The following is a 25,595-nucleotide window of genomic DNA, read 5'->3' on the forward strand; positions in this document are numbered from 1 at the left end:
GGTTCCCCGACCCATTCCCCCATCACCACGACACGAGTCTGGCCCCACCGCTCACGCGCCGGGGCCGGAACCCGAGATCTTCATCAGTCTTCTAGAGGAGGGTGAACTGGCCTTCGGGGCCCTCCTCGGGCAGACCCAGCACGGAGGCCGGACGCCGGGCGGCCGGCGGGACGGGGAGCATCCCGGCCCGTTCCAGCTCGTTCCTCCCGAGGAATGGACCGGAGCGGTGCAACGCCTCCTGATGTGGCCGGAGTTCGCCCAGCAGCGAGAGAACGGTGATCAGTTCCAGCAGTTCCGAGGTCCATTCCTGCGGCCACGCGGCCGGCCCCAGTGCTTCCAGCGTGCCGCTTTCCGCAGTGGCCGTGCGATCGGAGAACCAGCGCTCCAGCACCCGCACACCACCGTCGTGGAAGTCCCAGGCCCCGGCGGGAACGGGGGAGACACGCCCCTCGTCACCGATGTGCAGCACCTCGTCGTCGGGGTCGTAGCGCAGCTCGCCGGGGCGGGCCGGGAGCGCCGCGCGCACGTAGGGGCGGCGTCCGCCCGGGAGCCGGGGCCGCTCGCCGCCGCGGGCACCGCGCAGATGGAGGTCGATGATCCGCTGCCCCAGGGCGACGCCCTCCTCCCAGCGGGCGGTGTCGGACGTGAGGGGCACCGCGCAGCCCGCGGGGGAGGGGAGGGCCGCGGCGACCGTCCAGGCCAGGAACGTCCCGGCGGTGACGGGTCGGCCGTAGTGGTCCGAGAGGAGGGCGAGGAGACCGGGCGCGATGTTCGGTTCGAGGCCGCCGGGGCGGCGGTGGAGGGGGCGCACCACGCCCGGGCGGGCGGGCAGTGCCGTGGAGACGACCGGCGCCATGGAGGGGTGTTCGGTGACGAAGAGCTGATGCTCGTCGGCGACCCGCCACAGTTCGGGTCGCGCGGCGTCCAGCAGCCGGTGGTCGGGGATCAGCCACTGCTCGTCGAACGCGTCGCGCAGGACCCGTACGGGCGGCGGGCAGGGCCCGGATTCGCGGGCCAGTCGCAGGGTGCTCGTCGGCTGACCGGGCAGTGCGGCCACGGAGCTGCTCAGACCACGGGACCGGCTGGGGCGGAACAGGCGCTCGCGTTCGGCTCCCTCGGCACGTACCAGGGCGTCCCAACGATTGTGCAGGGTCCGGGCGTCCGGGGCCATGACCCAGGTGCGGCCGGGACGCAGGGGAGCCGCCGACCAGGGCATCAGGTCGTCGAGAAGTGCGGGACCGCCGCCCCGGTCGCCGTCGTCGCCGGGCCCGTCGGCAGCACCGGCGGCCGGTGCCGCGGACCGTGTCGCCGCCATGCGGCACCCTCCTCTCCGGGCTGTCCGTTCCGCGGCATCGTAGCGACGCGGTGGGGAACGGGTCAGTGGGCGTCGATGGTGACGGAGAAGGAGAAGCGGTCGCCGCGGTACCGGATACGGGCGACGTCGACGACGTGGCCGTCCTCGTCGTAGGTGACGCCGGTGTAGTGGAGGATCGGGCTGAGCAGCGGGACGCGCAGCAGTTCGGCGGTCTCGGGGTCGGCCAGCCGGGCCTCCACGGTGTCCGTGATCCGGCTGATCCGGACGCCGACGGAGTCGCGCAGCACCTTGGTCATGGGCCAGCGCTCGAGTTCGGCGACGGCGACGGCGTCGGCGATGTCGGGACGGACCGCGTTCTCGGCCCAGTTGGTCGGTTCACCGCTGTCGCCGTCGCAGCGCAGCCGCCGGTACACCACGATCTCGTCCAGTCCCGGGAAGTGCTCGGCGAGTTCACCGGGCACCGGCCGCGGGCCGTGGTCGAGGAGGGTGGTGCGCTCGCCCGACTGCTGGGCGACGATCGCGTCGATCGAGCCCAGCAGCCGGCGGGGGGCGCCACGCCGGGCGCCCGGTTCGATGAAGGTGCCGCGCCGCCGGTGCCGGCTGATCAGGCCCTCCTGCTCCAGTTCCTTCAGCGCCTGCCGCATGGTGAGCACGCTCACGCCGTAGTGTGCGGCGAGCTGCTCCTCGGTGGGCAGCCGCAACGGGTCGTCCGGGCGGCGGCCCAGTATCGAGGCGCGCAGGGACTGGGAGACCTGGTACCACAGCGGAAGCTTGCGGTTCAGGACCAGTGAGTCGGGGGCGAAGGCGGTCACGGGCAACTCCGTACTACGGCGTCCTACGGCCGGAAGTGGCGCTCAAGACCCTGCCATACGTCGTCGTAACCCCGCTGCAGGTGGTCGGCGGTGACCGCCTGCCCGGTCGCGGTGACCGGCCAGCGGGTCTCGAACATGAAGGCCAGACCGTCGTCGATCTTCTGCGGCTGCAGCTCGGCGGCGCTCGCCTTGTCGAAGGTCTCCCGGTCCGGACCGTGTGCGGACATCATGTTGTGCAGCGAGCCGCCACCGGGGACGAAGCCCTCCGCCTTCGCGTCGTAGGCGCCCTCGATCAGGCCCATGTACTCGCTCATCACGTTGCGGTGGAAGTACGGCGGCCGGAACGTGTCCTCGCCGACCAGCCAGCGCGGGGCGAACACGACGAAGTCGACACCCGCGAGCCCCGGGGTGTCCGACGGCGAGGTCAGCACGGTGAAGATCGATGGGTCCGGGTGGTCGTAGCTGATCGTGCCGATGACGTTGAAGCGTCGCAGGTCGTAGACGTACGGGGTGTGGTTGCCGTGCCAAGCCACCACGTCCAGCGGCGACTGGCCGTAGTCGGCCGCCCACAGGTTCCCGCAGAACTTGTTGACCACCTGCACGGGGCCCTCGACGTCCTCATACGCGGCGACGGGGGCCAGGAAGTCGCGGGCGGCCGCGAGGCCGTTGGCACCGATCGGCCCCAGGTCGGGCAGCTGGAACGGCTGCCCGTAGTTCTCGCACACATAGCCGCGGGCGGTGGGGTCCAGCAGTTCCACACGGAAGCGCACGCCGCGCGGGATGAGCGCGATCTCGCCGGGACGGGCGGCCAGGAGGCCCATCTCGGTGCGCAACAGCAGGCCGCCCCGCTCGGGAACGATCAGCAGCTCGCCGTCCGCGTCGCTGAACACCCGGTCCGTCATGGAGGCGTTGGCGTGGTAGAGGTGGATCGCGATGCCGGAGCGCTGGGTGACGTCGCCGTTCCCGCCGATCGTCCACAGGCCTGCCAGCCAGTCGGTGCCGGGTGCCGGATCGGGCAGGGGGTTCCAGCGCAGCCGGTTCGGGTCGGGCACCGTCTCGGTGAACGGGGCGCTGCGCAGGGCGCCGTTGTCGATACGGACGAACGGCGGGTGCGCGGCGGACGGCCGGATCCGGTAGAGCCATGAGCGCCGGTTGTGGCTGCGGGGCTCGGTGAACGCCGACCCGCTGAGCTGCTCGGCGTAGAGGCCGAGCGGGGCGCGCTGCGGCGAGTTGCGGGCGATCGGCAGGGCGCCCGGTACCGCCTCCGAGCTGTGCTCGTTCCCGAAGCCCGGCAGGTACGACGCGTCCGTCAGCCCAGCCGCCGTCTTCCTCGCCTGTTCGATGCCTGCGCTGCCATCGATGCCGCTCATCGTCCGCTCCGCTCCGGTGCCGTGAAGGAATCCTATGCCTGACAGTAGGATTCCCGGAGGCGTCGCGTCAACGGTGCCGTGCGGTGCGCCGCGGCGCCGGCCGTGCGTGCCGGCGCCCCGGCCCGGTCGTGCGCCGGGGTGGCGGGCATGATGGACCCCGTGCCCCTCGCGAACTCCCTTCGTCGTGCCCCCGTCCAACGCCGCAGCGCCGAGAGGCTGACCCGGATCCTCGATGCCTGCGCCGAATGCCTCGACGAGACCGGCTACGAACGGCTGTCCACCCGTGATGTCGCCGACCGGGCCGGAGTCCCCATCGGCTCCGTCTACCGCTTCTTCGGGAACAAGCGAGCCATGGCGGACGCGCTCGCGCACCGCAACCTGGACCGCTACGCCGAGAGGGTCGCGGCCCGCCTCGCCGGGGTCCCCGCGGCCGACTGGCCCGCAGCCGTCGACGCCGTCCTCGACGAGTACCTCGCCATGAAGCGCACCGTGGCCGGCTTCGCCCTCGTCGACTTCGGCGTCCCCGTGCACGTCGGCGACCCGGCGGCCGACACCAACCACCGTGTCGCGGACCGGCTCGCCGGGCTGCTCTCCGGTCACCTCGGCCGGCTGTCCGGACCCTCGCGGCGCCGGGCCGTCCTGGTCTCGGTGGAAGCCGCGGACGCCCTGCTGGGGCTCGCGTTCCGCGACGATCCGGCCGGTGATCCCGAGCTGATAGCCGAGACCAGGACCCTGCTGCACGCCTATCTGGCGCGGGTCCTGGACTGAACCCTCCCCTACGTGCCTACCGGTCGGTATGCTCGACTGCGCCTGCGCCGCCGCTGCCGACGCCCCGGGAGGGCCCGTCATGTCTTCGTCCGCACGTGATGCCGCCCGTACCGCCCTGCGCGTCTGCCCGCTGTGCGAAGCGACCTGCGGCCTGACCCTCACCATCGAGGGCACCCAGGTCACCGGGGCCCGCGGAGACCGCGACGACGTCTTCAGCAAGGGATTCCTCTGCCCCAAGGGCGCCTCCTTCGGGGAGGTCGACGGCGACCCCGACCGGCTGACCGGACCCCTCGTCCGGAGGAACGGCGCCCTTGCCGAGGCGACCTGGGACGAGGCGTTCGCCCTGATCGCCGAGCGCATCCCCGGAATCGTCCGGGAGCACGGCCCGAACAGCATCGGTGTCGTCCTCGGCAACCCCAACGTCCACACCATGGCGGGCGCCCTCTACCCGCCACTGCTGCTCGCGACCCTGCGCACCCGCAGTCTGTTCACCGCGAGCACCGTCGACCAGATGCCCAAGCACGTGTCCTGCGGACTCATGTTCGGCGACCCGCACGCCATCCCCGTCCCCGATCTGGACCGCACCGACCACCTCCTGCTCCTCGGGGCCAACCCGCTGGAATCCAACGGCAGCCTGTGCACCGCTCCCGACTTCCCGGGCCGGCTCAAGGCACTGCGCCGGCGCGGCGGCACCCTCGTCGTCGTCGACCCGCGCCGCACCCGTACCGCCCGGATGGCCGACCGCCACATCGCCATCCGCCCGGGCGCCGACGCCCTGCTGCTCGCCGCCCTCGTCCACGTCCTCTTCACGGAAGGGCTCACCACTCTCGGCGGGCTCGCCCCGCACGTCGAAGGAGTGGACGAGGTCCGCGAGGCGGTCCGCGACTTCACCCCCGAAGCCGTCGCCCCCGCGTGCGACGTGCCCGCAGACGAGATCCGCACCCTCGCCCGCGAACTGGCCGCCGCGCGCACCGCGGCTGTGTACGGACGGATCGGCAGCAGCACCGTCGAGCACGGCACCGTCGCCAACTGGCTCGTCGACGTCCTCAACGTCCTCACCGGAAACCTCGACCGTCCCGGCGGCGCCCTCTTCCCGCTAGCCGCCACCAGCCCCGCGCCCCGCCCCGCCGCCCCCGGCAAGGGCTTCGCACTCGGCCGCTGGAGGAGCAGGGTCGGCGGCCACCCCGAGGCCAAGTCCGAACTGCCGCTCGCCGTGCTTGCCGAGGAGATCGACACCCCAGGCGAGGGCCGCATCCGGGCCGTCCTGGCCATCGCCGCCAACCCCGTGCTGTCCGCCCCCGACGGCGACCGCCTCGACCGGGCACTCGCCGGCCTCGACTTCATGGTCGCCGTCGACCCGTACCTCAACGAGACCTCACGCCACGCCGATGTAGTGCTGCCCCCGCCGCCACCTTCGCAGAGCGCCCATTTCGACTTCGCGTTCAACATGTTCGCCGTGCGCAACCAGGTGCGCTACAACCGTCCCGCCGTCCCCCTCGCCGCCGGCCGCATGGACGAGTGCGAGATCCACGCACGGCTGATCCTCGCCGTCTCGGGCATGCACGGCGCCGACCCCGCGGCCGTCGACGCCATGGCCGTCGACCGGACCCTGGCCAAGGCCGTCGCCGACCCCCACTCGCCCCTGCACGGACGTGATCCCCGTGCGGTCGCCGCGGAGCTGACCGGACGCACCGGCCCGGAGCGGCGGCTCGACCTGATGCTGCGCCTCGGCCCCTACGGCCTGACCCTGGACGATCTGCTCGCACATCTCCACGGAATCGACCTCGGCCCGCTCCAGCCGCGCCTCCCGCAACTCCTCCGCACCCCGAGCGGCCGCATCGAACTCCTCCCCGGCCCCATCGCCGCGGACCTGCCCAGGCTGCGCGCCGCGCTCGGCAGGCGGCCCGGCGAACTCGTCCTCGTCGGCCGCCGCCATCTGCGCTCCAACAACAGCTGGCTGCACAACATCCCCGCCCTCACCGGCGGCAGCAACCGCTGCACCCTCCAGATCCACCCGGACGACGCCGGCCGGCTCGGCATCGCCGACGGATCCCTGGTCCGCATCAAGGCGGACGGGGGAGAGGTGGACGCTCCCGCCGAGGTGACGGACACGGTGCGGACCGGTGTGGTGAGCCTGCCGCACGGCTGGGGCCACAGTCGTCCCGGAACCCGGCTGCGGGTCGCGGCCGAGGCGCCCGGAGTCAACGTCAACCAGCTCCTCGACGGCTCCCGGCTGGACCCGCTCTCCGGCAACGCCGTGCTCAACGGCTTCCCCGTCCAGCTGACACCCCTGCACTGACCTGGGGTTTTGCTCGTATTGCTCGCATGCTGACGTCTTGTTGACGCTCGTCGGCGGCACTTAACGTCATCCGCACTCCGCCGTCCCCGGTGGGAGTTCAAGGGTGAACGTTAGGTGTCCTCCATGCTGACCATCCTCGGCTTCGGCATGATCGCGACCTTCCTGGTCCTGATCATGACGAAGAAGCTGTCGCCCATCGCGGCGCTCGTACTCATTCCCGCAGTCTTCTGCGCCGCCGTCGGGCAGGGCGCACAGCTCGGCGACTATGTCGTCGAAGGTGTCGGCAAGCTCGCCCCCACCGCCGCGATGCTCATGTTCGCGATCGTCTACTTCGGTGTGATGATCGATGTCGGTCTCTTCGACCCGATCGTCAAGGGCATTCTGAGGTTCTGCAAGGCCGACCCGATGCGTATCGTCGTCGGAACGGCCCTGCTCGCCGCGATCGTCTCCCTCGACGGTGACGGCTCCACCACCTTCATGATCACTGTCTCGGCGATGTACCCGCTCTACAAGCGGCTGAAGATGAGCCTCGTCGTGATGACCGCCGTCGCGGCCACCGCCAACGGTGTGATGAACACACTGCCCTGGGGTGGGCCCACCGCTCGCGCGGCCACCGCGCTCAAGCTCGACGCCGCCGACATCTTCGTCCCGATGATTCCCGCACTGGCCGCCGGACTGATCTTCGTCTTCGCCCTCTCCTACATGCTGGGCCTGCGGGAGCGGAAGCGTCTGGGCAGCCTCGCGCTCGACGAGGAGCCGGCGACCGGGGCCGGGACGGTACTCGTCGGTGTGGGTGTGGGTGTGGGTGTGGGTGACGGTTCGGGCGGCGTCGTCCGCGGCGCGTCCAAGTCCGGCTCCGGCGCGGGCTCCGGCGCGGGTTCCGGTTCCGGCTCCGGTGGTACGGCGTCCGGCGGTGTGCCGTCCGAGGACGTGTCGCCCAGCGGTGAGGCGTCCAGCAGTGCGCCCTCCGGAGGTGCGCCGTCCGGGGAGACGGGATCCGAGGGAACGGGATCCGGTGAGGAGGGCGGTTTCCAGGGCCTCGACCCCCGGCGTCCGACACTGCGCCCCAAGCTCTACTGGTTCAACGCCGGCCTCACCGTCACCCTGCTCACTGCCATGATCATGGAGTGGCTGCCGATCCCGGTGCTGTTCCTGCTGGGTGCCGCTCTCGCCCTCACCGTCAACTTCCCGCGTATGAACGACCAGAAGGCCCGGCTCGCCGCCCACGCCGACAACGTCCTGAACGTCGCCGGCATGGTCTTCGCCGCAGCCGTCTTCACCGGTGTGCTCACGGGCACCGGCATGGTCGAGCACATGGCCGACTGGCTCGTCGGTGCGATTCCCGACGCCATGGGACCGCACATGGCGCTCGTGACGGGCGTGCTGAGCCTTCCGCTCACGTACTTCATGTCCAACGACGGCTTCTACTTCGGCATCCTGCCGGTCCTCGCCGAAGCGGGCGCAGCCCACGGCGTGTCCTCGCTGGAGATTGCCCGGGCCTCCCTCGTCGGCCAGGCACTGCACATGTCGAGCCCGCTCGTCCCCGCCGTGTACGTCCTCGTGGGTATGGCGAAGGTCGAGTTCGGCGACCACACCCGGTTCACCGTCGTATGGGCGGCTCTGACCTCCCTCGTGGTGCTGGCCGCGGGAATCCTCATCGGCATCATCTGACGCCGGACCCTCAGGGACCGGACCCGCGTCCTTTCGTCGCGGGTCCGGTCCCGACTGCTCCGTTCGGGCGATTCCGGGGACCCTGCGGCGTGGCGCGACGCTTCCTCCACAGTGATGTGACGGACATTCATGAGTATCACCTGATTTATACGACAATCGTCACGGCTTGGAGGAGCCTCATATGGCCGTCACCCCTTTCCCCTGCTCCGTGAGCACGCTCACGGGCACGACTGCCGCCGCGGTGCTGGCGCTGGGCGGCGTCGCGCTGGCGGGTGCCCCGGCGGCGTTCGCCGCATCCGGTGACCAGGGCGACGTGAAGATCCACAAGGTCGGCACGCCCTTCGGTGATCAGAGCAACGAGACCAAGGTCTGCACCTTCTACCTGGCCGCTTTCGATTTCGGCACCGCCCAGGAGGTCAACTGGACGATCGCCCCGGAACCGAGAGGGCCCGCCGTGCCGGATCTGTCCGGAAGCCTCGCGCTCGCGGCGGGCATCGGTCACACGGCTCCGCAGTCCCTCGTGGACGGGCAGTACAAGCTCACCTGGAAGGCCGCCGGCAGCGATCGCGCCTCCGGCCAGAAGAGGTTCACGGTCGACTGTCGGCCGGGGAGCGGGGCGTCCGCCTCGGTCGACAGCAAGGCCGCCGGCAGTGCCGGCAGCCCCAACAACGGGACCAACCGTGCGGCCCCGGGCTCCCGTCCGGCCGACGGCTTCGATCCCAACGCCTTCGGTGGCGGCGCGGTCCTCGGTGGCGGCGCGGTCCTCGGCGGTGATGGCTTCTACCGCGACCCGTACTACTTCGGGTTCGGCGGCAACGGCTTCGGCGGTGACGGCCGAGGATTCGGCGGCAACGGTCGTGGCGGGTTCGGTGGCGACGGTCGTGGCGGGTTCGGTGGCGACGGCCGGGGCTGCAACGGGTTCGGTGGCAACGGCCGTGGTGGCTTCGGCGGTGACGGTCGTGGCTTCGGTGGCGACGGTCGCGGGTTCGGCGGTGACGGTCGTGGCGGGTTCGGCGGAGACGGCCGGGGCTGCAACGGGTTCGGTGGCGACGGCCGCGGTGGTTTCGGCGGTGACGGTCGCGGGTTCGGCGGTGACGGTCGCGGGTTCGGTGGCGACGGTCGTGGCGGGTTCGGCGGTGACGGTCGCGGGTTCGGTGGCGACGGTCGTGGCGGGTTCGGTGGAGACGGCCGCCGTGACCGGGGCGAACGGGACGACTTCGGGCGCGGAGGCAACGGGTCGCGCGGCGAGGAATTCCGTGGCGACCGCGGTGGCGATCGCCACGGCGACGAAGGGTTCGACGACGAGCGCGACAGCGGGCGGAAGGGCTCGGAGCACGACAGTGGCGAACACGGCGGGAAGGAGCACGGCGGCGACAGCGGCGGACACAAGGGCGACGACGGTCTGAAGGGTGCGGTGGACGCGGGTGGCGGCGGCACCGCCGACACCGGCGACGAGTCCGCCCGGACGGCGGCCGCGTTCGCGCTCGCGGCAGGTGTGGCCGGCGCGGCCGGAGTCGTCGTGATCCGGCGCACCCGTCGACGCACCGATGGTGCGTAGACCCTGGTACACGCGCGGGTCCCGCGCATACCGGCTCGGCAGAACGGTGAGCGTGGTCCTGTCCCTGGTGTCCGCCGGTGTGTGGTGGGCGCAGCACGACGCCCCACCGACGGACAGGGCGAGCGCGGCCGGACCTCCGGCCGCGCGGCCCCCGTCGTCCGCGCCGGCGGTGTCCGGGAAGGGCTCGACACCGTCGGCCGCGGCGCTCGCGCCCGACCGCGCCACCCTGATCGACATCCCGGCAATCGGCCTCCGGGTGCCGGCCGTCGCACTCGGCCGTGACCCGCAGGGACGACTGGAGACCCCGCCGGTCGACAACCCGCGGCTGGTGGGCTGGTACAAGGACGGTCCCGCACCCGGTGAGAAGGGAACCGCGGTGGCTGCCGCCCACCGCGACACCCGGACCGGACCGGCCGCCTTCTACGAACTGGAGGACCTCCGTCAGGGCAATCTCGTCAACGTCGTGCGGGCCGACGGCCGGACGGCCGTGTACACGGTCGACGTGGTGCGCACCTACGACAAGGCGAAGTTCCCCGACGCCGAGGTCTACGGCGAGGCGAACCGCCCGGAGCTCCGTCTGCTGACATGTGGCGGCGAGTTCCACCGGAACGCCGGCGGCTACGCCTCGAACGTGGTCGTCTTCGCCCACCTCGCCGAGCTCAAGACGCCGGCCGCCCGGCGGGGTGCGGCGGCGACGACGTAGCGGCCCGGGGCACACGGCCGGCCCCTCGTCGCGGACCTGACCGTCGGCTCCCGCCGGGCGGGGCCGGCCCGGCCCGTATTCGTCGCGTCGTTCGGCAACGGTCACCGGTCCGGTCACGGGCCCGCGCCCATTTGCCATGACGGCGCCGGCTCGCCCAGCCGGCGGATCGCGTGCCGGTGCCCTCCGTTGCCTGGTGCCGGGCCTTCGTCTCCGTCCCGACGGCCGTGCCCCGGTTGTCCGAGGTCGGCCTGTCGACTCCCGGGCGCCGGCGCTGCGGCTGTCGGTCCGAGCGTTGAACCCCTCCGCGTTGCCATCGCCGAGGCCGGACGTTCGTCTTCGCTCCGCGGCCGCCGGAGGCCAGGCGACCTGCTTCTTCCTGCGGCTGCTGAGCCCCTACGGCCCCGCCGCCCCGTCGGCACGAGAACCCCGACGAACCGAGTTCGGGCGGTACGCCGGCCAGGGGCTCCGACGCCCGACGCCCCGTTCCGCAGGCACGAGGATCCCCCCGTCCGACACCCGGCCGGACACGCCCCAAAGTCGACCTCCTCCCAGTGAGGGCATCCGTCCCCGGCAAGCGGCTGTTTCACGCCGTTTCGCCGGGTCGCAGGCTCCGCTGACCTCCGAGGGCGCGCCCTCGGGGGAGACTGCCTCAGGACGTCGGACGGCGGAGCCACGGACCAGGACGGCTCTGGCGCCGAAAAACTATCAGCGCTAGTTTGGTGTGCGGCCGCGAAGGCCGGTCGACGCCCATGCGCGGGGAGGAAATGCGATGAAGGCCCACGACGGGATGTACATCGGCGGCGAATGGCGGGCCGCCCTGGGCAGGGACACGATCGCCGTGGTGAACCCGGTCGACGAGGAGGTCATCGGCCACGTACCGGCAGGGTCGGCCGAGGACGTCGACGCCGCCGTGCGAGCCGCCCGCGAGGCCTTGCCGGCCTGGGCCGCCACCCCGCCCTCCGAACGCGCCGCCCTGATCGCCGCGCTGCGCGACGCACTCGCGGCACGCAAGGACGAGATCGCCGAGACGGTCACCGCGGAGCTCGGCGCGCTGCCGGCGTTCGCCCAGCGGGTACACGTCGGTCTGCCCCTCGCGGTCGCCGGCTCCTACGCGGAGCTCGCCGCCTCCGCCTCCTTCGAGGAGCGGATCGGGAACTCCCGCGTGCTGCTCGAGCCGGTCGGCGTCGTCGGTGCGATCACGCCCTGGAACTATCCGCTGCACCAGATCGTCGCCAAGGTCGCCCCCGCGCTCGCCGCCGGCTGCACGGTCGTCCTCAAGCCCGCCGAGGACACCCCGCTCACCGCCCAGCTGTTCGCGGAGGCCGTCCACGACGCGGGCGTGCCCGCCGGGGTGTTCAACCTCGTGACCGGCCTCGGTCCGGTCGCCGGACAGGCTCTGGCCGCGCACGAGGACGTCGACCTGGTGTCCTTCACCGGCTCCACCACCGTCGGCAAGCAGATCGGAGCCACGGCCGGATCCGCCGTGAAGCGTGTGGCCCTGGAACTCGGCGGCAAGTCCGCGAACGTCGTGCTGCCCGGCGCCGACCTGGCCAAGGCGGTGACCACGAACGTCGCCAACGTGATGTCCAACACCGGTCAGAGCTGCAACGCCCAGACCCGCCTGCTGGTCCACCGCGACCAGTACGACGAGGCGGTGGCGCTCGCCGCGGAGGCCGTGGCGAAGTACGTGCCGGGCGAGCAGCTCGGCCCCGTCGTCAACGCCCAGCAGCAGGCCCGAGTGCGCGGCTACATCCAGCGCGGCGTCGAGGAGGGCGCCCGCATCGTCGCCGGCGGCCCGGAGGCTCCGCTCGACAAGGGCTACTTCGTCCGCCCGACCGTCTTCGCCGACGTGACGCCCGAGATGACGATCGCACAGGAGGAGATCTTCGGCCCGGTGCTCTCGGTCCTCGCGTACGAGGACGAGGAGGACGCCGTACGCATCGCCAATGGCACGGTATACGGTCTCGGCGGAGCCGTCTGGGCGGCCGACGAGGACACGGCGGTGGCGTTCGCCCGCCGTCTGCGGACCGGCCAGGTCGACATCAACGGCGGCCGGTTCAATCCGCTCGCGCCGTTCGGCGGGCACAAGCAGTCCGGTGTGGGACGCGAGCTCGGCCCGCACGGTCTGACCGAGTACCTCCAGACCAAGTCCCTCCAGTTCTGAACCGGGAGCACACGAGAAGTGGTCCGCGCAGCCGTCCTGCCCGCCGTCGACTCCGCACTGGAGATCGGCGAGATCGACCTCCCCGAGCCCGGACCCGGCAGGGTGCGGGTCCGGCTCGCCGCAGCCGGGGTCTGCCACTCCGACCTGTCCCTCTCCAACGGCACCTTGCGCCAGCCGGTGCCCGCCGTGCTCGGCCACGAGGGCGCCGGCACGGTCGTATCCGTCGGCGAAGGGGTGACCGCGGTCGCCCCCGGTGACGAGGTGGTCCTCAACTGGGCGCCGTCCTGCGGCAGGTGTCACCACTGCTCGCTCGGGGAGGTGTGGCTCTGCGCGAACGCGATGGCCGGCGCGGTGCAGCCGTACGCCCGGAGCGCCGCGGGCGCGGAGCTCTACCCCGGCCTGAGCGTCGCCGCGTTCGCCGAGGAGACCGTCGTCCCGGAGAACTGCGTCCTGCCGCTGCCCGCCGGTGTGCCGCTCGCCGATGCCGCGCTGCTCGGCTGCGCCGTGCTCACCGGCTACGGGGCCGTCCACCACTCCGCACAGGTACGGCCCGGAGAGTCGGTGGCCGTGTTCGGAGTCGGCGGGGTGGGGCTCGCGGTCCTCCAGGCGGCACGGATCGCCGGGGCGTCCCGGATCATCGCCGTCGACGTCTCCCCGGGGAAGGAGGAACTCGCGCGCCGCGCCGGCGCCACGGACTTCCTCGTCGCGTCCGACACCACGGCCAAGGAGATCCGCGGACTGACCGGTGGTCATGGCGCCGACGCCGCCGTCGAATGCGTCGGCCGGGCCGTGACCATCCGCACGGCTTGGGACTCCACTCGGCGCGGCGGCCGTACGACTGTCGTCGGCATCGGCGGCAAGGAGGAGCGGGTCTCGTTCTCGGCCCTGGAGATCTTCCACTTCGGCCGCACGCTGTCCGGCTGCGTGTACGGGAACTGCGACCCGGCGAAGGACCTGCCCGTGCTCGCAGAGCACATCAGGGCGGGCCGCCTCGACCTCGGCGCCCTCGTGTCGGAGCGCATCGGGCTGGAGGGCATCCCCGGGGCGTTCGACAACATGCTCGCGGGACGGGGCGGCCGGTCGCTGGTGGTGTTCCAGCCCTGACTGGACGGTGTTGGTTCCAGCCCAGGCCCAGGGGGCGTCCGACCCTGATCCCCCGGACGCCCCCTCGTCCCGTCCGGACCTGAACGGGTGCCCGGGCCGCGACGGATCGGCCGGGGTGCCGCACGGCTCCGTCAGGCTCTTCGGCGACGTGGAACACGCCGGCCGGATCACCCCTCCGCCGGCCGGCCGAGCTCCTGGAACTGCGCCGACAGGCCTTCGATCAGGGCCCGGAGGCCGGTTTCGAAGGCGCCCTGGTCCACCTTCTGCTGACGCTCGGCCAGCAGATGGGCCTGCCCCAGGTGCGGGTAGTCCGACGGGTCGTACGCCGCCTCGTCGTCGACGAAGCCACGGGCGAAGGAGCTCAGGGCCGAGCCCATGACGAAGTAGCGCACCAGGGCGCCGATGTGGGTGGCCTGGGCGGGCGGCCAGCCCGCGCGGACCATCGCGCCGAAGGCGGCGTCGGCGACCCTGAGTCCGGCCGGGCGGCGGCCCGGGCCGCGGGCGAGGACCGGGACGATGTTGGGGTGGGCGGCGAGGGCGGCCCGGTAGGAGACGGCCCAGTCGTGCAGGGCGGTCCGCCATTCCCGGTCGTCGTCGAACATCGACAGGTCGACCTGGGCCGAGACCGCGTCGGCGACCGCCTCCAGGATCTCGTCCTTGGTGCGGAAGTGGTTGTAGAGGGACGGGCCGCTCACGCCGAGTTCCGCGGCCAGACGCCGTGTGGAGACGGCCTCCAGGCCCTCGGCGTCCACCAGGGCGCTCGCCGCTTCGACGATGCGGTCTCGGCTCAGCAGGGGCTTGCGCGGTCGGGCCATGGCGCACATAGTAGGGCCGCCACCAATAAACTAGCAGTGCTAATCGAGTGCTTCGTTCACCATGACCCGCCTCTGAGCAGCCGACTGAGTATCCGTACGGATGTGCGTCCGGTCGCAGGTCGGGAAGCTGGCCGTATGAGTGACACACCGGTCAAGCAGCAGAACACCGCGGCCTACTACGGGCAGGCCGTCGCCTCCTTCGCGGTGGCCCTGGGGGCCACCGCCGTCGGTATCCTGAACCTCGACGCGGACGTGTGAGTCCGCGCCTTCCTCGGTATCGCGGTCCTCTATCTGACGACCTCGGCGTTCACCCTGTCCAAGGTGGTCAGGGACAAGCAGGAGGCAGGGCAGATCGTGAGCCGCGTCGACCAGGCGCGGCTGGAGAGGCTCCTTGCCGAGCACGACCCGTTCCAGAAGCTGTGACAAGCGCTAAGCGCTTGCTCACCTTCGCGGTATGGTGTTCGTCCTGGCGGACGGAAGGGGCGAGGGACCATGAGCACCGCGGAGGAAGCGGACCGCACCGAGGAGAACGCCGAGGACCCGGCGTGGGTGGAGGTCACCCCCGAGGCGGCCCGGCGGCTGCTCGTCGCCGCCGTCGAGGCCTTCGCGGAACGCGGTTACCACGCCACCACGACCCGTGACATCGCGGGCCGGGCGGGGATGAGTCCCGCGGCGCTCTACATCCACTTCAAGACGAAGGAAGAGCTCCTCCACCGCATCAGCAGGGTGGGTCACGACAAGGCGCTGGCGATCCTCCGCACCGCCGCCGACGGCGAGGGCACGGCCGCCGAGCGGCTGGCCGACGCCGTCCGCACCTTCGTCCGCTGGCACGCCGGCCGGCGCAACACCGCCAAGGTCGTGCAGTACGAACTCGACGCGCTCGGCCCGGAGCACTACGCCGAGATCGTGGAGCTGCGCCGGGAGAGCGACGCGGCGGTGCGCCGCATCATCAACGACGGGGTGGCGGCAGGGGAGTTCGACGTCCCCGACGTGCCCGGCACCACCCTTGCGGTGCTCTCCCTGTGCATCGACGTGGCCCGCTGGTTCGACGTCGGCGGCCGCAGGACGCCCGGGGAGGTCGGCGATCTCTACGCCGACCTCGTCCTGCGCATGGTCGGGGCGGCTCAGAAGTAGTAGCGGGACACGGACTCCGCGACGCACACCGGCTTGTCGCCGCCCTCGCGCTCGACCGAGACGAGGGCGGTCACCTGTACGCCGCCGCCCGCCTCCTCGACCTCCTTCAGGACGGCGGTGGCCCGTACCCGTGAGCCCACCGGCACCGGCGCGGGGAAACGCACCTTGTTCGTCCCGTAGTTGAGCCCCATCCTCATGCCCTCGACCCGCATGATCTGCGGCACCAGGGCCGGCAGCAGGGACAGCGTCAGATAGCCGTGTGCGATGGTCCTGCCGAACGGTCCCGAGGCGGCGCGCTCCGGATCCACATGGATCCACTGGTGGTCGCCCGTGGCATCGGCGAACGTGTCGATCCGCTTCTGGTCGATCTCCAGCCAGTCGCTGTACCCCAGCTGCTCGCCCGCACCGGCCCGCAGTTCCTCGGCGGACGTGAAGATCCTCGGCTCTGCCATGTCCCTGGTCCCTGCCTCTCGCTGCACGTGTATAAGCGCTTGCTTAGCATGCTGACGGTGGTCCTTCCTGTCAACGGTCGGACCACGGCCCAGTAGGGTTGCCGGGATGCCCCACATTCCGGAGAAAGTCCACGAACTCACCGTCGGCCAGCTGTCGGTGCGCAGCGGCGCCGCCGTGTCCGCGCTGCACTTCTACGAGGCCAAGGGGCTGATCAGCAGCCGCCGGACGGCTGGCAACCAGCGCCGCTACACCCGCGACACGCTGCGCCGGGTCGCCTTCGTCCGTGCCGCGCAGCGCGTCGGAATCCCGCTGGCCACCATCCGCAACGCGCTCGCGGAGCTCCCCGAGGAGCGCACGCCCACCCGGGAGGACTGGGCCCGTCTCTCCGAGACCTGGCGCACCGAACTCGACGAGCGCATCGACCAGCTCGCCCGTCTGCGCGACCACCTCACCGACTGCATCGGCTGCGGCTGCCTGTCGCTGGAGAACTGCGTGCTCTCCAACCCCGACGACGTCTTCGGCGACCGCATGAGCGGCTCCCGACTGCTCCCCGAGCGCCGCACGACCTGACAGCGCCGCACGACCCGACAACAGCGCCGTACGGCCTGATACCGGCGCCCCGCCTCCCGAGCCCTACGGGAGGCGGTGCGGCTGCTTCGCGCCTGTCGCCCCTACTCGAACTCGGTGCCGCCCTTACGGGTCAGATACGCGGGGCTCACCGCCTTGGCGATCGCGCGGCCGCCCACCACAGGGCTGTACCGCTCGGTGACCGGGCGGATCACCACGCCCTCCCTCAGGTGCAGTTCCCGTCCCGAGACGGTCTCCCGACCCGTCGCCAGCCCCAGTACCCGCTCGATGTCGTACGGGCCCTCGTACAGCCTCGGAACCAGCGGCAGCTCACCGTCCAGCAGCTCGGCCGCGTCCAGCCAGCGGACCCGTCCGTCGATGTCGGCGGACACGTCGAAGACCGCGTAACCCAGCTCCTCGCTCCGGGCGTTCGCGCCGTAGGGCAGGTCCTGGACGCCCGCGCCGAACACCTCGCCGAAGATGCCGACACGGCTCGCGCCCAGCTTCTCGGCGATGCGCGCCGCGGCCTGCGGGACACCGTGCCCGTGCACGGCGCGCCAGTACAGGTTCCGCGGGTCCTCGGTCAGCGCCAGGCCCTTGGCGCCGAACCCCTTCGACGACACCTGGACCCGGCCCTCCCGCGCGTCATAGGTGACCAGGCAGGCCGTCCCGTGCACCTTCTCGGTGAGCACCACGGGTTCCCCCGGCTGGAAGATGTCCGGATAGCGCTGGATGTTCTCGATGTCGACCCAGGGCAGCAGGTCCGGCGCCCGCTCGACGTCGCCGCTCATCGTGGGCGGTATCGGCGGGGCCCATTTGGTGATGCCGAGGACGTCCGCGAAGTCGGTTCCCTCCGCGGCCGCCCCGGCCAGGTCGACATCGGCCAGCGCCCGCGGCCGGCACACGATGCCCTGCGACAGCTCGCCGCGCAGCCGTACCGCCTTCACCCGGTCGGCGTTGCTCCCGGCCAGCCGGCCGGTGAGCCCCAGCTCCTCGATCAGCCCGGCCGGGAGCACGGATTGCTCGGGGATGTAGACGGCCACGTCGCCGGTGCGGTAGGCACCCTTCGCCACGACGGCGCGGTACAGCCCCACCTGGGCCAGTTCGAGGGCATCGGCGTTGGGATGCTCATGGATGGTCACCACTTCGGCGGTGACCCGCAGCGTCGACATGTCAGGGCTCCTCCCCGTAACCGGCAGATCGTCACTTCCACTGTCCGGAGCGCAAAATGGGAGGGCCAGTGAATAACCCTCTGCTACGGTCTGCCGGTTCGCCGTCGTCGCCGGACAGGGCCGAGACCGTCCGCTGCCGCCGGCCTTCCACCGGACACGCCCCGCGGCGGGCGGACTCGCGGCAAGGCCGCGTCGCCGGGCGCACTTCGGCGGCCGTGAAACGGGCGGGCCCGGGGCGCATTCACAAGGGGCTGCGTGTTCCCCGGGATGCCGGAGCGGTCCGACGGCGGGGGGGGGGGGGGGGGGGGGGGGGGGGGGGGGGGGGGGGGGGAGCGGGGGGGGGGGGGGGGGGGGGGGGGGGGGGGGGGGGGGGGGGGGGGGTGGGGGTCGCGAAGGGGTGGGGGTTTTTGTTCAGGGGGGGTAGGGTTGGGCGGAGGGGGGGGGGGCGGTAGCACACCCCCCCCCCCCCCCCCCCCCGCCACCGTGGCGAGCGGGTGCCGTGCCGCAGCGGCCCGTGACAGGGCGTCGGTCGTGAGGACGGGCCGCGGCACCAGGACTCCGCAGCCCGTGCAGACCGGGCCGCTCCACGGCTCGTGGGCCAGGCCCTGCTTCCAGACCAGCCGGTGGGTTCCGCACACCGGGCAGGCGTCGCCGGGGGAGGCCCGGAGCGCCGAGATCAGCCGGCGCAGCACGTCGTCCAGCGGCGCCTCGGGGTGGACCGCCGGATCGTCGCACCAGGCGACTCCGAAGCCGCCCCGGGCGCGCCGGTGCCAGTCGTCGAACGAACCGGGGCGGCGCAGCCCCGCGTGCTTCTCGCGTCGTCGGCGTTCGGCGAACTCCGTTTCATGGGCGAGCCATACGGCGCGTGCCGCCTCCAGCTCGTCGAGCGCGGCCGCCAGCCGCGCCGGATCGGGGGCCCGGTCCTCGGGACCGAACCTGTGCCTGGTGCACAGATGGTCCCAGGTCGCCCGGTGCCCGTAAGGAGCGAACCGCTCCAGGCACTTGCGCAGTGAGTACCTCCGCAGGGCGAGGTCGTTCCGCGGATCGCGCACCTGTCTCGCGAGACTCCGGAATCCGGCCATCTCTTCGCCACCTCCGTCGCTGATGTGCTTCGGTGTCGTGGAATGGACGTACGGGTTCCCCGATCGGCTCCATCGAAAATCAGGGGAGTGCCAACACGGCCGGATTCTTGCGGCTTGCGTCGCCGGAGCAGCCGTCGGCGGCGGGTCTCCGGAAGGTGCCCGGGAGAGGGTTCTCCCACGGCCCGGTCGCGTACCGGCCCGAACGATTCTGTGATGCGGGCCCGGTGTGAAGGGTTGCCGACCCTTCGCGGACATGCGGAAAAGTGACGGCCGCTCATCTTAACGATTGCCCCCACCGCCATTAACCTCCGCCGCACCCGCATCCCCCTGGAGCATGCATGCGACGACGAACCGGACGTATCGCACAGCTCAGAGCCGTGACCGTCACCGCGGTCCTCGGGCTCGCCGCCGTCCTAGCGGCGGCACCGCTTCCCGCGGCCACGGCGAGTGCGCCCGCCGCCCCGACGGCCGTCACCGACCACTGCCAGGGCCTCTGCCTCGACATCCTGCCGCCCGGCAACAATGGCAACGCCACGCTCGCCGCGATCCTCGCCCATCGCGTCTTCGGCACCCGGCCCGCCCACAGCGGGGACCAACTCGCCCGCTACGACGCCCTCGTCGCCGGACAGTCGACCCTCACCGACGCCAAGCTCACCGACTTCTTCAACACCGCCTCCTTCGGTGTCCCCCAGGACCAGGTCGAGTCCGTCAGCCGGCCGCGCTCCGACGTCACCATCACCCGTGACAAGAAGACCGGTGCCCCCCACATCCAGGGCACCACGCGCTACGGAACCGAGTTCGGCGCCGGGTACGCCGCCGCCCAGGACCGGCTCTGGGTCATGGATCTTTTCCGGCACGTGGGCCGGGGCGACCTGACCCCCTTCGCCGGCGGCGTCCTCGCCAACCAGGGCCTGGAGCAGCAGTTCTGGCCCCAGGCCCCCTACACCGAGGCCGACCTCCAGGCCCAGATCGACCGGATCCTGGCCACCGAGGGCGAACGCGGCAGGCAGGCCATGGCCGACGCGCAGGCCTACACCGACGGCATCAACGCCTACCGCGAAGCGTCCAAGAACGGCCGCTACTTCCCCGGCGAGTACGTCCTGACCGGCCACATCGACTCCATCACGAACGTCGGGGAGATCCAGCCCTTCAAGCTGACCGACCTGATCGCGCTCGCCTCCGTCGTCGGCGGACTGTTCGGCAACGGCGGCGGGGGCGAGGTCACCGCCGCACTCTCGCTGCTCGCCGCGCAGCAGAAGTACGGGGTCGCGGAAGGCACCGAGGTCTGGGAGTCCTTCCGTCAGCGCAACGATCCCGAGTCCGTGCTCACCGTCCACGACGGCACCCGGTTCCCCTACGCGGGCAGGCCGGAGAACGCCCGCGGCACCGCCCTGCCCGACCCGGGCTCCGTGGTCCCGGAGCAGCTCGTGCACGACCGCACCGGCTCCGCGGCCACCGCACGGTCCCGGCAGCTGAAGGTGCCGGACCCGGCGACCCGCCGGCCCGGCATGTCCAACGCGCTCCTCGTCTCCGGAGCGCACACGGCGAGCGGCCACCCCGTCGCCGTCTTCGGCCCCCAGACCGGCTACTTCGCCCCCCAGTTGCTGATGCTCCAGGAGATCCAGGGCCCGGGCATCAGCGCGCGCGGCGCCTCCTTCGCGGGCGTCGGCATGTACGTCCAGCTCGGCCGCGGCCAGGACTACGCCTGGAGCGCCACCTCCGCCGGCCAGGACATCACCGACACCTACGCGGTCGCCCTCTGCGATCCCGCCGGCGGAACCCCCGACCGGTCCGCCACCCACTACCTCCACCGCGGTGTGTGCACCCCGATGGAGAAGCTGGAGCGCAGGAACGCCTGGAAGCCCACCGTCGCCGACCCCACCCCCGCCGGGTCGTACCGGATGCAGGTCTGGCGCACTGCGTACGGCATCGTCACCCACCGGGCGACGGTCGCCGGGAAACCCGTCGCCTACACGTCGCTGCGCTCCACCTACCGTCACGAAGCAGGGTCGATCGTCGGCTTCCAGATGCTCAACGACCCGTCGTTCGTGACGGACGCCGCGAGCTTCCAGCAGGCCGCCCACCACATCGACTACGCCTTCAACTGGTTCTACGCCGATTCGCGCACCGCCGCCTACTACAACAGCGGCATGAACCCGGTGCGCGCTCCCGGTGTCGACCCCTCGCTCCCGGTGGCCGCCGAACCCGCCTACGAATGGCGGGACTTCGACCCCGTCCACAACGAATCCGCCTACACCCCGTTCGTCGAGCACCCGCGGTCCACCGGCCAGGACTACTACGTCTCCTGGAACAACAGGCAGGCCCTGGAGTACTCGGCGGCCGGTTTCGGCAACGGGTCCGTCCACCGCGGCGACCTCCTCGACGATCGCGTCGCGAAGCTCGTCGCGGACGGCGGCGTCACCCGCGCCTCACTCACCCGTGCCATGGCCGAGGCCGCGGTCACCGATCTGCGGGGCGAGGACGTGCTGCCCGAACTGCTCGCCGTCATACGCTCCTCACCCGTCACCGACCCCCGGCTCGGCACCGCGGTCGGGCAACTGGAGAGCTGGCTGACGGCCGGTGCGCGGCGCCAGGAGACCCGGCAGGGGTCCCGGGCGTACACCCATCCGGACGCCGTGCGGATCATGGACGCCTGGTGGCCGCTGCTCGTCGACGCCGTGTTCCGGCCCGGTCTCGGCGACGACCTCTACACGTCGCTCACGGCCAACCTCACCGTCGACGAATCCCCGTCGGCCGGGCACGGGCCCACCGGCTCCCATGCCGGCTCCGCCTTCCAGTACGGCTGGTGGAGCTACGTCGACAAGGACCTCCGCCAGGTCCTGGGGAAGCCCGTCCGGGGCCGTCTCGCCCGGACCTACTGCGGGGCGGGCGACCTGTCCCGGTGCCGCGGCGCCCTGCTCGCCACCCTGGAACAGGCTGCCTCCAGGACTGCCGCCCAGGTGTATCCGGGGGACGGGACGTGTGCTGCGGGCGACCAGTGGTGCGCCGACGCGATCTCCCACCGCGCGCTCGGCGGTATCACGCATCCGATGGTCCACTGGCAGAACCGGCCGACATACCAGCAGGTGGTCGAGTTCCCGTCGCACCGCTGAACGATGTGCCGCCGGCCCGCGAGGACGTCCCGGGCCCGGTCCGGCAGCCGGGCGGCGCCGGCGTCGCCATGGCGGGAAAGCGCTTGCAGACGCCGTCCAGTCGTCCAGTCGGCCGCCTCCCCGTCAGCGGTAGAGGAGGTACCGGTGCCGCAGGGTCCGGAACGTCGCGAGTGCTTCCTGCCAGGCCGCGACGACCTCGTCATGGCCGGCCCCGGCGTCGATCATCGTGCGGACGAGGGCGGACCCCGTGAGCTTGTCGATCCAGTTGTCGGGGCGCCACGCGAATCCGCTCCAGCTGCGGCGGGCGGTCGCCAGCAACCCGATCCCGGTCCGCACCGGGTCGAAGGCCGCACGGTCGTGCACATGGAGCTGGACGCCTCCGACCGTCCTGCCCTGGAACTTGGAGAACTGGGGTGTGAAGTACGCCTCGCGGAAGCCGACACCGGGCAGATCGAGGGCATTGGCCGCCTCCGCCCAGCGCCGGTCGATGCCCTCCGCGCCGAGTAGTTCGAAGGGCCGGGTGGTGCCGCGGCCCTCGGACAGATTGGTGCCCTCGAAGAGGCAGGTGCCGGAGTACACCAGGGCGCTGTCGGGGGTCGGCATGTTCGGGCTGGGCGGTACCCACGGCAGCCCCGAGGCGTCGTAGAAGTCGGAGCGCTGCCAGCCGGACATCTTCACCGTCTCCAGCCGCACCGGGCGGTCCCGGAGGAACTCGCCGTCGAAGAGCAGGGCGAGCTCGGCGACCGTCATCCCGTGGGCCTGGGCGATCGGCTCGCGCCCGATGAAGGTCGCGAACGCCTTGTCCAGGACCGGTCCGAGCGCCGTCCGGCCGGTGACCGGGTTGGGCCGGTCCAGGACCACCAGCCGCCGTCCGGCGAGGGCTGCCGCGGCCATGCAGTCGTAGAGGGTCCAGATGTAGGTGTAGAAGCGGGCGCCGACGTCCTGGATGTCGAAGACCACGGTGTCCACCCCCGACGCGGTGATGATGTCGGCGAGGGCCCGTCCGCTCTTGCCGTACGTGTCGTAAACCGGCAGGCCGGTGTACGGGTCGTCGTAGCGGCCCTCGGAGCCGCCCGCCTGGGCGGTGCCGCGGAATCCGTGCTCGGGGCCGAAGACCGCGATCAGGTCGACCCGGTCGTCGGCGTGCATGACGTCCACGATGTGCCGGGCGTCCCGGGTGATGCCGGTGGGATTGGTGACCACGCCGATGCGCTGTCCGGCCAGGGATGCGTACCCGCTGTCGGACAGTCGCTCGAAGCCCGTGCGCAGCCGGCGCCCGGGGGTGCGGCCCGCGGAACAGGCGCCGGATCCGGGGGCGGAGGACGGTCCGGAGGCGTGGCCGGAGGAGGGTGCGGAGGCGGTGTCGGCGACCGCGGCGGGTGCCGCGGCGAGGGCGCCCATCGCACCCGCACCCGTGACAGTGAGCAATCCCCGCCTGGACAGAGTCATTCCGCCACCTCCGGGAGAGCAGTCGATGTCATGGCCACGCACGCTAGCGCCGACAGCGCCCGGCGGGAACGAAGCGCGCAGGGGACCCGCCCTTCCGCAGGTACATACCGACTGGTTAGTCTGCGGTCATGGCCGACGAGGGAGGGCGGTTGCCGATGGATGCGGTGCGCGGCGCGACAGTGGTGGTCACCGGAGCCGGGGGCGGCATCGGCGCCGCCCTCGCCCGCCGGTTCGCGGCGGAGGGCGCCACCGTGGTGGTCAACGACCTGGACGCGGAGAAGGCCAGGGCGGTGGCTGCGGAGATCGGTGCCGTCGCCCTCCCGGGCGACGCCTCCACGATCGTCCCCGCCGCCCGCGAAGCACTCGGCGGCACGGTCGACGTCTACTGCGCCAACGCCGGGCTGGGCTCCGGCGGAGACCCCTTCAGCGACGAGGACGTCTGGTCCGCGGCCTGGGACGTGAACGTCATGGCGCACGTACGGGCGGCCCGCGACCTGCTCCCCGGCTGGCTGGAGCGCGGTGGCGGCCGGTTCGTCTCCACCGTCTCCGCCGCCGGCCTGCTCACCATGATCGGCGCGGCCCCCTACAGCGTCACCAAGCACGGCGCGCTCGCCTTCGCCGAATGGCTGGCGCTGACCTACCGGCACCGCGGCCTGAAGGTGCACGCCATCTGCCCGCAGGGCGTCCGCACTGACATGCTGCGCGCCACGGGCTCGGCCGGCGACCTGGTGCTGGCCCCGACCGCGATCGAGCCCGAGGACGTCGCCGACGCGCTCTTCACCGCCATCGCGGAGGACCGCTTCCTGGTCCTGCCGCACCCCGAGGTCGCCGGCTACTACACGGCGCGCGCGGCCGACACGGACCGCTGGCTCGCCGGCATGAACCACATCCAGCAGAAGTGGGAGGGGGAAGGGGCGGGGGCGTGAGCGGACGGGGGTCCGTGAGTGGCAAGATCCTCGGAAAGGGAAGCGGTTTCCCATTCAAGTGATGGCACGGACAGGTGTCGGCCCCGGCCGGGCACGGACGTACGAACGAGAGGGTGGTGGCGATGGCCAGGACGACGGACGGAGACGGCGCACCCGTCCCCCAGCGGCTGCTGGCCGTCGCCACGCGCCTGTTCGCCGAGCGGGGGTACGATCGCACGTCGGTCCAGGAGATCGTCGAGGCGGCAGGCGTGACCAAGGGCGCGCTCTACCACTACTTCGGCTCCAAGGAGGACCTCCTCCAGGAGGTCTACGCCCGGGTGCTCCGGCTTCAGCAGGAGCGCCTGGACGCCTTCGCCGACGCCGACGCGCCCGTGGAGCAGCGGCTCCGTGACGCCGCTGCCGACGTCGTCGTCACCACCATCGAGAACCTCGACGACGCCGACATCTTCTTCCGCTCGATGCACCACCTAAGCCCGGAGAAGCACAAGCAGGTGCGCGCCGAGCGCCGGCGCTACCACGAACGCTTCCGTGCGCTGATCGAAGAGGGCCAGCGCAGCGGGGTGTTCTCCTCGGCGACCCCCGCGGACCTCGTGGTGGACTACCACTTCGGCTCGGTGCACCACCTGTCGACGTGGTTCCGTCCCGACGGGCCCCTCTCCCCGGAGCAGGTCGCCGACCACCTCGCCGATCTGCTGCTGCGCGCGCTGAGGCCTTGACGCCCGTTCGCGAGCGGTCGGGTCGGCCCGCGTCCGTACGGGACCGGGCCGACGCGTGACCGCGTGCGCCGGACGTGCCGCTCCCCGGTGGAACGGGCCGGGGGACGCGCCCATGCTGGAGTCATGGACCGCGTCCCCGCGCTGTGGAGCGCCGCGTACGGGTCGCACCGCCCGCGGCTCGTCCGCTTCCTGGCCGGCCGTGCCGTCCGGCTGTCCGACTTCGTCCGCGAGCTGGCCCTGGCGGACCACCGGCCCTTCGCGGGCTACTAGGAGGCGTCCGGGGGGGAGGGGGGGGGGGGGGGGGGGGGGGGGAGGGGTGGGGGGGGGGGGGGGGGGGAGAGGGGGGGGGGGGGGGGGGGTGGAGGGGGGGGGGGGTCGGGGTCCGGCAGGCGCTCGACGGCCGG

At 72.1% G+C, this 25,595-nt stretch carries 20 protein-coding genes and 2 pseudogenes; 14 read left to right on the forward strand and 8 right to left on the reverse strand.

Features of this window, described 5'->3' with window-relative positions; all coding sequences use genetic code 11:
* Positions 1-91 precede the first annotated feature (91 nt).
* The 3 genes from ACZ4Z5_RS04795 to hmgA all read right to left on the reverse strand — a co-directional run bounded on the left by ACZ4Z5_RS04795 (position 92) and on the right by hmgA (position 3,497).
* Positions 92-1,315 carry a type ISP restriction/modification enzyme gene (locus tag ACZ4Z5_RS04795; protein WP_468256679.1) on the reverse strand — a complete coding sequence of 408 codons (1,224 nt, stop codon included), beginning with the start codon at positions 1,313-1,315 and terminating at the stop codon, positions 92-94.
* Between the two features lie 62 nt (positions 1,316-1,377).
* Positions 1,378-2,127, reverse strand: a complete 750-nt coding sequence (locus ACZ4Z5_RS04800; RefSeq protein ID WP_468256682.1) for a GntR family transcriptional regulator — start codon at positions 2,125-2,127, stop codon at positions 1,378-1,380.
* Positions 2,128-2,150: 23 nt separating this feature from the next.
* Positions 2,151-3,497, reverse strand: coding sequence for a homogentisate 1,2-dioxygenase (hmgA, locus tag ACZ4Z5_RS04805; RefSeq protein WP_468256685.1), 1,347 nt, complete (start codon positions 3,495-3,497; stop codon positions 2,151-2,153).
* 150 nt (positions 3,498-3,647) lie between these two features.
* On the opposite strand from hmgA, the gene ACZ4Z5_RS04810 reads away from it, so the two are divergent.
* The 7 genes from ACZ4Z5_RS04810 to ACZ4Z5_RS04840 all read left to right on the forward strand — a co-directional run bounded on the left by ACZ4Z5_RS04810 (position 3,648) and on the right by ACZ4Z5_RS04840 (position 13,764).
* The gene (locus ACZ4Z5_RS04810) at positions 3,648-4,265 is read left to right on the forward strand and encodes a TetR/AcrR family transcriptional regulator (protein ID WP_468257659.1); all 618 of its coding nucleotides are present in this window, start codon (positions 3,648-3,650) and stop codon (positions 4,263-4,265) included.
* Between the two features lie 79 nt (positions 4,266-4,344).
* Complete coding sequence (locus tag ACZ4Z5_RS04815; protein WP_468256687.1) at positions 4,345-6,564, forward strand: molybdopterin-dependent oxidoreductase; 2,220 nt, start codon at positions 4,345-4,347, stop codon at positions 6,562-6,564.
* A 123-nt stretch (positions 6,565-6,687) separates the two neighbouring features.
* A complete protein-coding gene (locus ACZ4Z5_RS04820; RefSeq protein ID WP_468256690.1) occupies positions 6,688-8,235 on the forward strand; it encodes a CitMHS family transporter in 1,548 nt (515 codons plus the stop codon).
* Positions 8,236-8,416: 181 nt separating this feature from the next.
* Positions 8,417-9,793: a hypothetical protein gene (locus ACZ4Z5_RS04825; RefSeq protein WP_468256693.1), complete on the forward strand. Its 1,377-nt coding sequence runs from the start codon at positions 8,417-8,419 to the stop codon at positions 9,791-9,793.
* A 52-nt stretch (positions 9,794-9,845) separates the two neighbouring features.
* A complete protein-coding gene (locus ACZ4Z5_RS04830) occupies positions 9,846-10,496 on the forward strand; it encodes a class F sortase (RefSeq protein WP_468256696.1) in 651 nt (216 codons plus the stop codon).
* Between the two features lie 769 nt (positions 10,497-11,265).
* Positions 11,266-12,660, forward strand: coding sequence for an aldehyde dehydrogenase family protein (locus ACZ4Z5_RS04835; protein WP_468256699.1), 1,395 nt, complete (start codon positions 11,266-11,268; stop codon positions 12,658-12,660).
* A gap of 18 nt (positions 12,661-12,678) precedes the next feature.
* Complete coding sequence (locus ACZ4Z5_RS04840; protein ID WP_468256702.1) at positions 12,679-13,764, forward strand: Zn-dependent alcohol dehydrogenase; 1,086 nt, start codon at positions 12,679-12,681, stop codon at positions 13,762-13,764.
* Positions 13,765-13,931: 167 nt separating this feature from the next.
* Here the strand turns inward: ACZ4Z5_RS04840 and ACZ4Z5_RS04845 are convergent, their stop codons facing one another.
* Positions 13,932-14,579: a TetR/AcrR family transcriptional regulator gene (locus tag ACZ4Z5_RS04845; protein ID WP_468256705.1), complete on the reverse strand. Its 648-nt coding sequence runs from the start codon at positions 14,577-14,579 to the stop codon at positions 13,932-13,934.
* 135 nt (positions 14,580-14,714) lie between these two features.
* Between ACZ4Z5_RS04845 and ACZ4Z5_RS04850 the strand changes: the two are divergent.
* Positions 14,715-15,002: pseudogene (locus ACZ4Z5_RS04850) on the forward strand (YiaA/YiaB family inner membrane protein).
* A 69-nt stretch (positions 15,003-15,071) separates the two neighbouring features.
* Positions 15,072-15,713 carry a TetR/AcrR family transcriptional regulator gene (locus ACZ4Z5_RS04855; RefSeq protein ID WP_468256707.1) on the forward strand — a complete coding sequence of 214 codons (642 nt, stop codon included), beginning with the start codon at positions 15,072-15,074 and terminating at the stop codon, positions 15,711-15,713.
* Here ACZ4Z5_RS04855 and ACZ4Z5_RS04860 read toward each other — a convergent pair.
* On the reverse strand, positions 15,704-16,165 hold the full coding sequence (locus ACZ4Z5_RS04860) for a MaoC family dehydratase (RefSeq protein ID WP_468256709.1): 462 nt from the start codon (positions 16,163-16,165) through the stop codon (positions 15,704-15,706). The two genes, ACZ4Z5_RS04855 and ACZ4Z5_RS04860, sit on opposite strands and share 10 nt — an antisense overlap.
* 106 nt (positions 16,166-16,271) lie before the next feature.
* Between ACZ4Z5_RS04860 and soxR the strand changes: the two genes are divergently transcribed.
* Complete coding sequence (gene soxR, locus ACZ4Z5_RS04865) at positions 16,272-16,736, forward strand: redox-sensitive transcriptional activator SoxR (RefSeq protein WP_468256712.1); 465 nt, start codon at positions 16,272-16,274, stop codon at positions 16,734-16,736.
* A gap of 101 nt (positions 16,737-16,837) precedes the next feature.
* On the opposite strand, the gene ACZ4Z5_RS04870 is transcribed toward soxR, so the two are convergent.
* Positions 16,838-17,905 carry an RNA ligase (ATP) gene (locus tag ACZ4Z5_RS04870; RefSeq protein ID WP_468256715.1) on the reverse strand — a complete coding sequence of 356 codons (1,068 nt, stop codon included), beginning with the start codon at positions 17,903-17,905 and terminating at the stop codon, positions 16,838-16,840.
* 497 nt (positions 17,906-18,402) lie between these two features.
* Positions 18,403-18,987: pseudogene (locus tag ACZ4Z5_RS04875) on the reverse strand (hypothetical protein); the annotation flags it as partial.
* A 338-nt stretch (positions 18,988-19,325) separates the two neighbouring features.
* On the opposite strand from ACZ4Z5_RS04875, the gene ACZ4Z5_RS04880 reads away from it, so the two are divergent.
* Positions 19,326-22,100: a penicillin acylase family protein gene (locus ACZ4Z5_RS04880; protein WP_468256717.1), complete on the forward strand. Its 2,775-nt coding sequence runs from the start codon at positions 19,326-19,328 to the stop codon at positions 22,098-22,100.
* Positions 22,101-22,223: 123 nt separating this feature from the next.
* Here the strand turns inward: ACZ4Z5_RS04880 and ACZ4Z5_RS04885 are convergent, their stop codons facing one another.
* A complete protein-coding gene (locus ACZ4Z5_RS04885; protein WP_468256719.1) occupies positions 22,224-23,549 on the reverse strand; it encodes an exo-beta-N-acetylmuramidase NamZ family protein in 1,326 nt (441 codons plus the stop codon).
* Positions 23,550-23,704: 155 nt separating this feature from the next.
* Here ACZ4Z5_RS04885 and ACZ4Z5_RS04890 point away from each other — a divergent pair, with 155 nt between their 5' ends.
* The 3 genes from ACZ4Z5_RS04890 (at position 23,705) to ACZ4Z5_RS04900 (ending at position 25,461) form a co-directional block, all read left to right on the forward strand.
* Positions 23,705-24,475 carry an SDR family oxidoreductase gene (locus ACZ4Z5_RS04890; RefSeq protein ID WP_468257662.1) on the forward strand — a complete coding sequence of 257 codons (771 nt, stop codon included), beginning with the start codon at positions 23,705-23,707 and terminating at the stop codon, positions 24,473-24,475.
* 122 nt (positions 24,476-24,597) lie between these two features.
* Positions 24,598-25,191: a TetR/AcrR family transcriptional regulator gene (locus ACZ4Z5_RS04895; RefSeq protein WP_468256721.1), complete on the forward strand. Its 594-nt coding sequence runs from the start codon at positions 24,598-24,600 to the stop codon at positions 25,189-25,191.
* A gap of 123 nt (positions 25,192-25,314) precedes the next feature.
* Positions 25,315-25,461, forward strand: a complete 147-nt coding sequence (locus ACZ4Z5_RS04900) for a hypothetical protein (protein ID WP_468256723.1) — start codon at positions 25,315-25,317, stop codon at positions 25,459-25,461.
* Positions 25,462-25,595 lie beyond the last annotated feature (134 nt).

Source organism: Streptomyces sp. NPDC030222, assembly GCF_055573115.1.

Coding starts and splice junctions, on each gene's coding strand:
- ACZ4Z5_RS04890 (WP_468257662.1), top strand. CDS start 23,705: ATGGATGCGGTGCGCGGCGCGACAGTGGTGGTCACCGGAGCCGGGGGC.
- hmgA (WP_468256685.1), bottom strand. CDS start 3,497: ATGAGCGGCATCGATGGCAGCGCAGGCATCGAACAGGCGAGGAAGACG.
- ACZ4Z5_RS04825 (WP_468256693.1), top strand. CDS start 8,417: ATGGCCGTCACCCCTTTCCCCTGCTCCGTGAGCACGCTCACGGGCACG.
- ACZ4Z5_RS04895 (WP_468256721.1), top strand. CDS start 24,598: ATGGCCAGGACGACGGACGGAGACGGCGCACCCGTCCCCCAGCGGCTG.
- ACZ4Z5_RS04855 (WP_468256707.1), top strand. CDS start 15,072: ATGAGCACCGCGGAGGAAGCGGACCGCACCGAGGAGAACGCCGAGGAC.
- ACZ4Z5_RS04885 (WP_468256719.1), bottom strand. CDS start 23,549: ATGACTCTGTCCAGGCGGGGATTGCTCACTGTCACGGGTGCGGGTGCG.
- ACZ4Z5_RS04835 (WP_468256699.1), top strand. CDS start 11,266: ATGAAGGCCCACGACGGGATGTACATCGGCGGCGAATGGCGGGCCGCC.
- soxR (WP_468256712.1), top strand. CDS start 16,272: ATGCCCCACATTCCGGAGAAAGTCCACGAACTCACCGTCGGCCAGCTG.
- ACZ4Z5_RS04795 (WP_468256679.1), bottom strand. CDS start 1,315: ATGGCGGCGACACGGTCCGCGGCACCGGCCGCCGGTGCTGCCGACGGG.
- ACZ4Z5_RS04880 (WP_468256717.1), top strand. CDS start 19,326: ATGCGACGACGAACCGGACGTATCGCACAGCTCAGAGCCGTGACCGTC.
- ACZ4Z5_RS04845 (WP_468256705.1), bottom strand. CDS start 14,579: ATGGCCCGACCGCGCAAGCCCCTGCTGAGCCGAGACCGCATCGTCGAA.
- ACZ4Z5_RS04820 (WP_468256690.1), top strand. CDS start 6,688: ATGCTGACCATCCTCGGCTTCGGCATGATCGCGACCTTCCTGGTCCTG.
- ACZ4Z5_RS04900 (WP_468256723.1), top strand. CDS start 25,315: ATGGACCGCGTCCCCGCGCTGTGGAGCGCCGCGTACGGGTCGCACCGC.
- ACZ4Z5_RS04870 (WP_468256715.1), bottom strand. CDS start 17,905: ATGTCGACGCTGCGGGTCACCGCCGAAGTGGTGACCATCCATGAGCAT.
- ACZ4Z5_RS04860 (WP_468256709.1), bottom strand. CDS start 16,165: ATGGCAGAGCCGAGGATCTTCACGTCCGCCGAGGAACTGCGGGCCGGT.
- ACZ4Z5_RS04815 (WP_468256687.1), top strand. CDS start 4,345: ATGTCTTCGTCCGCACGTGATGCCGCCCGTACCGCCCTGCGCGTCTGC.
- ACZ4Z5_RS04810 (WP_468257659.1), top strand. CDS start 3,648: ATGGACCCCGTGCCCCTCGCGAACTCCCTTCGTCGTGCCCCCGTCCAA.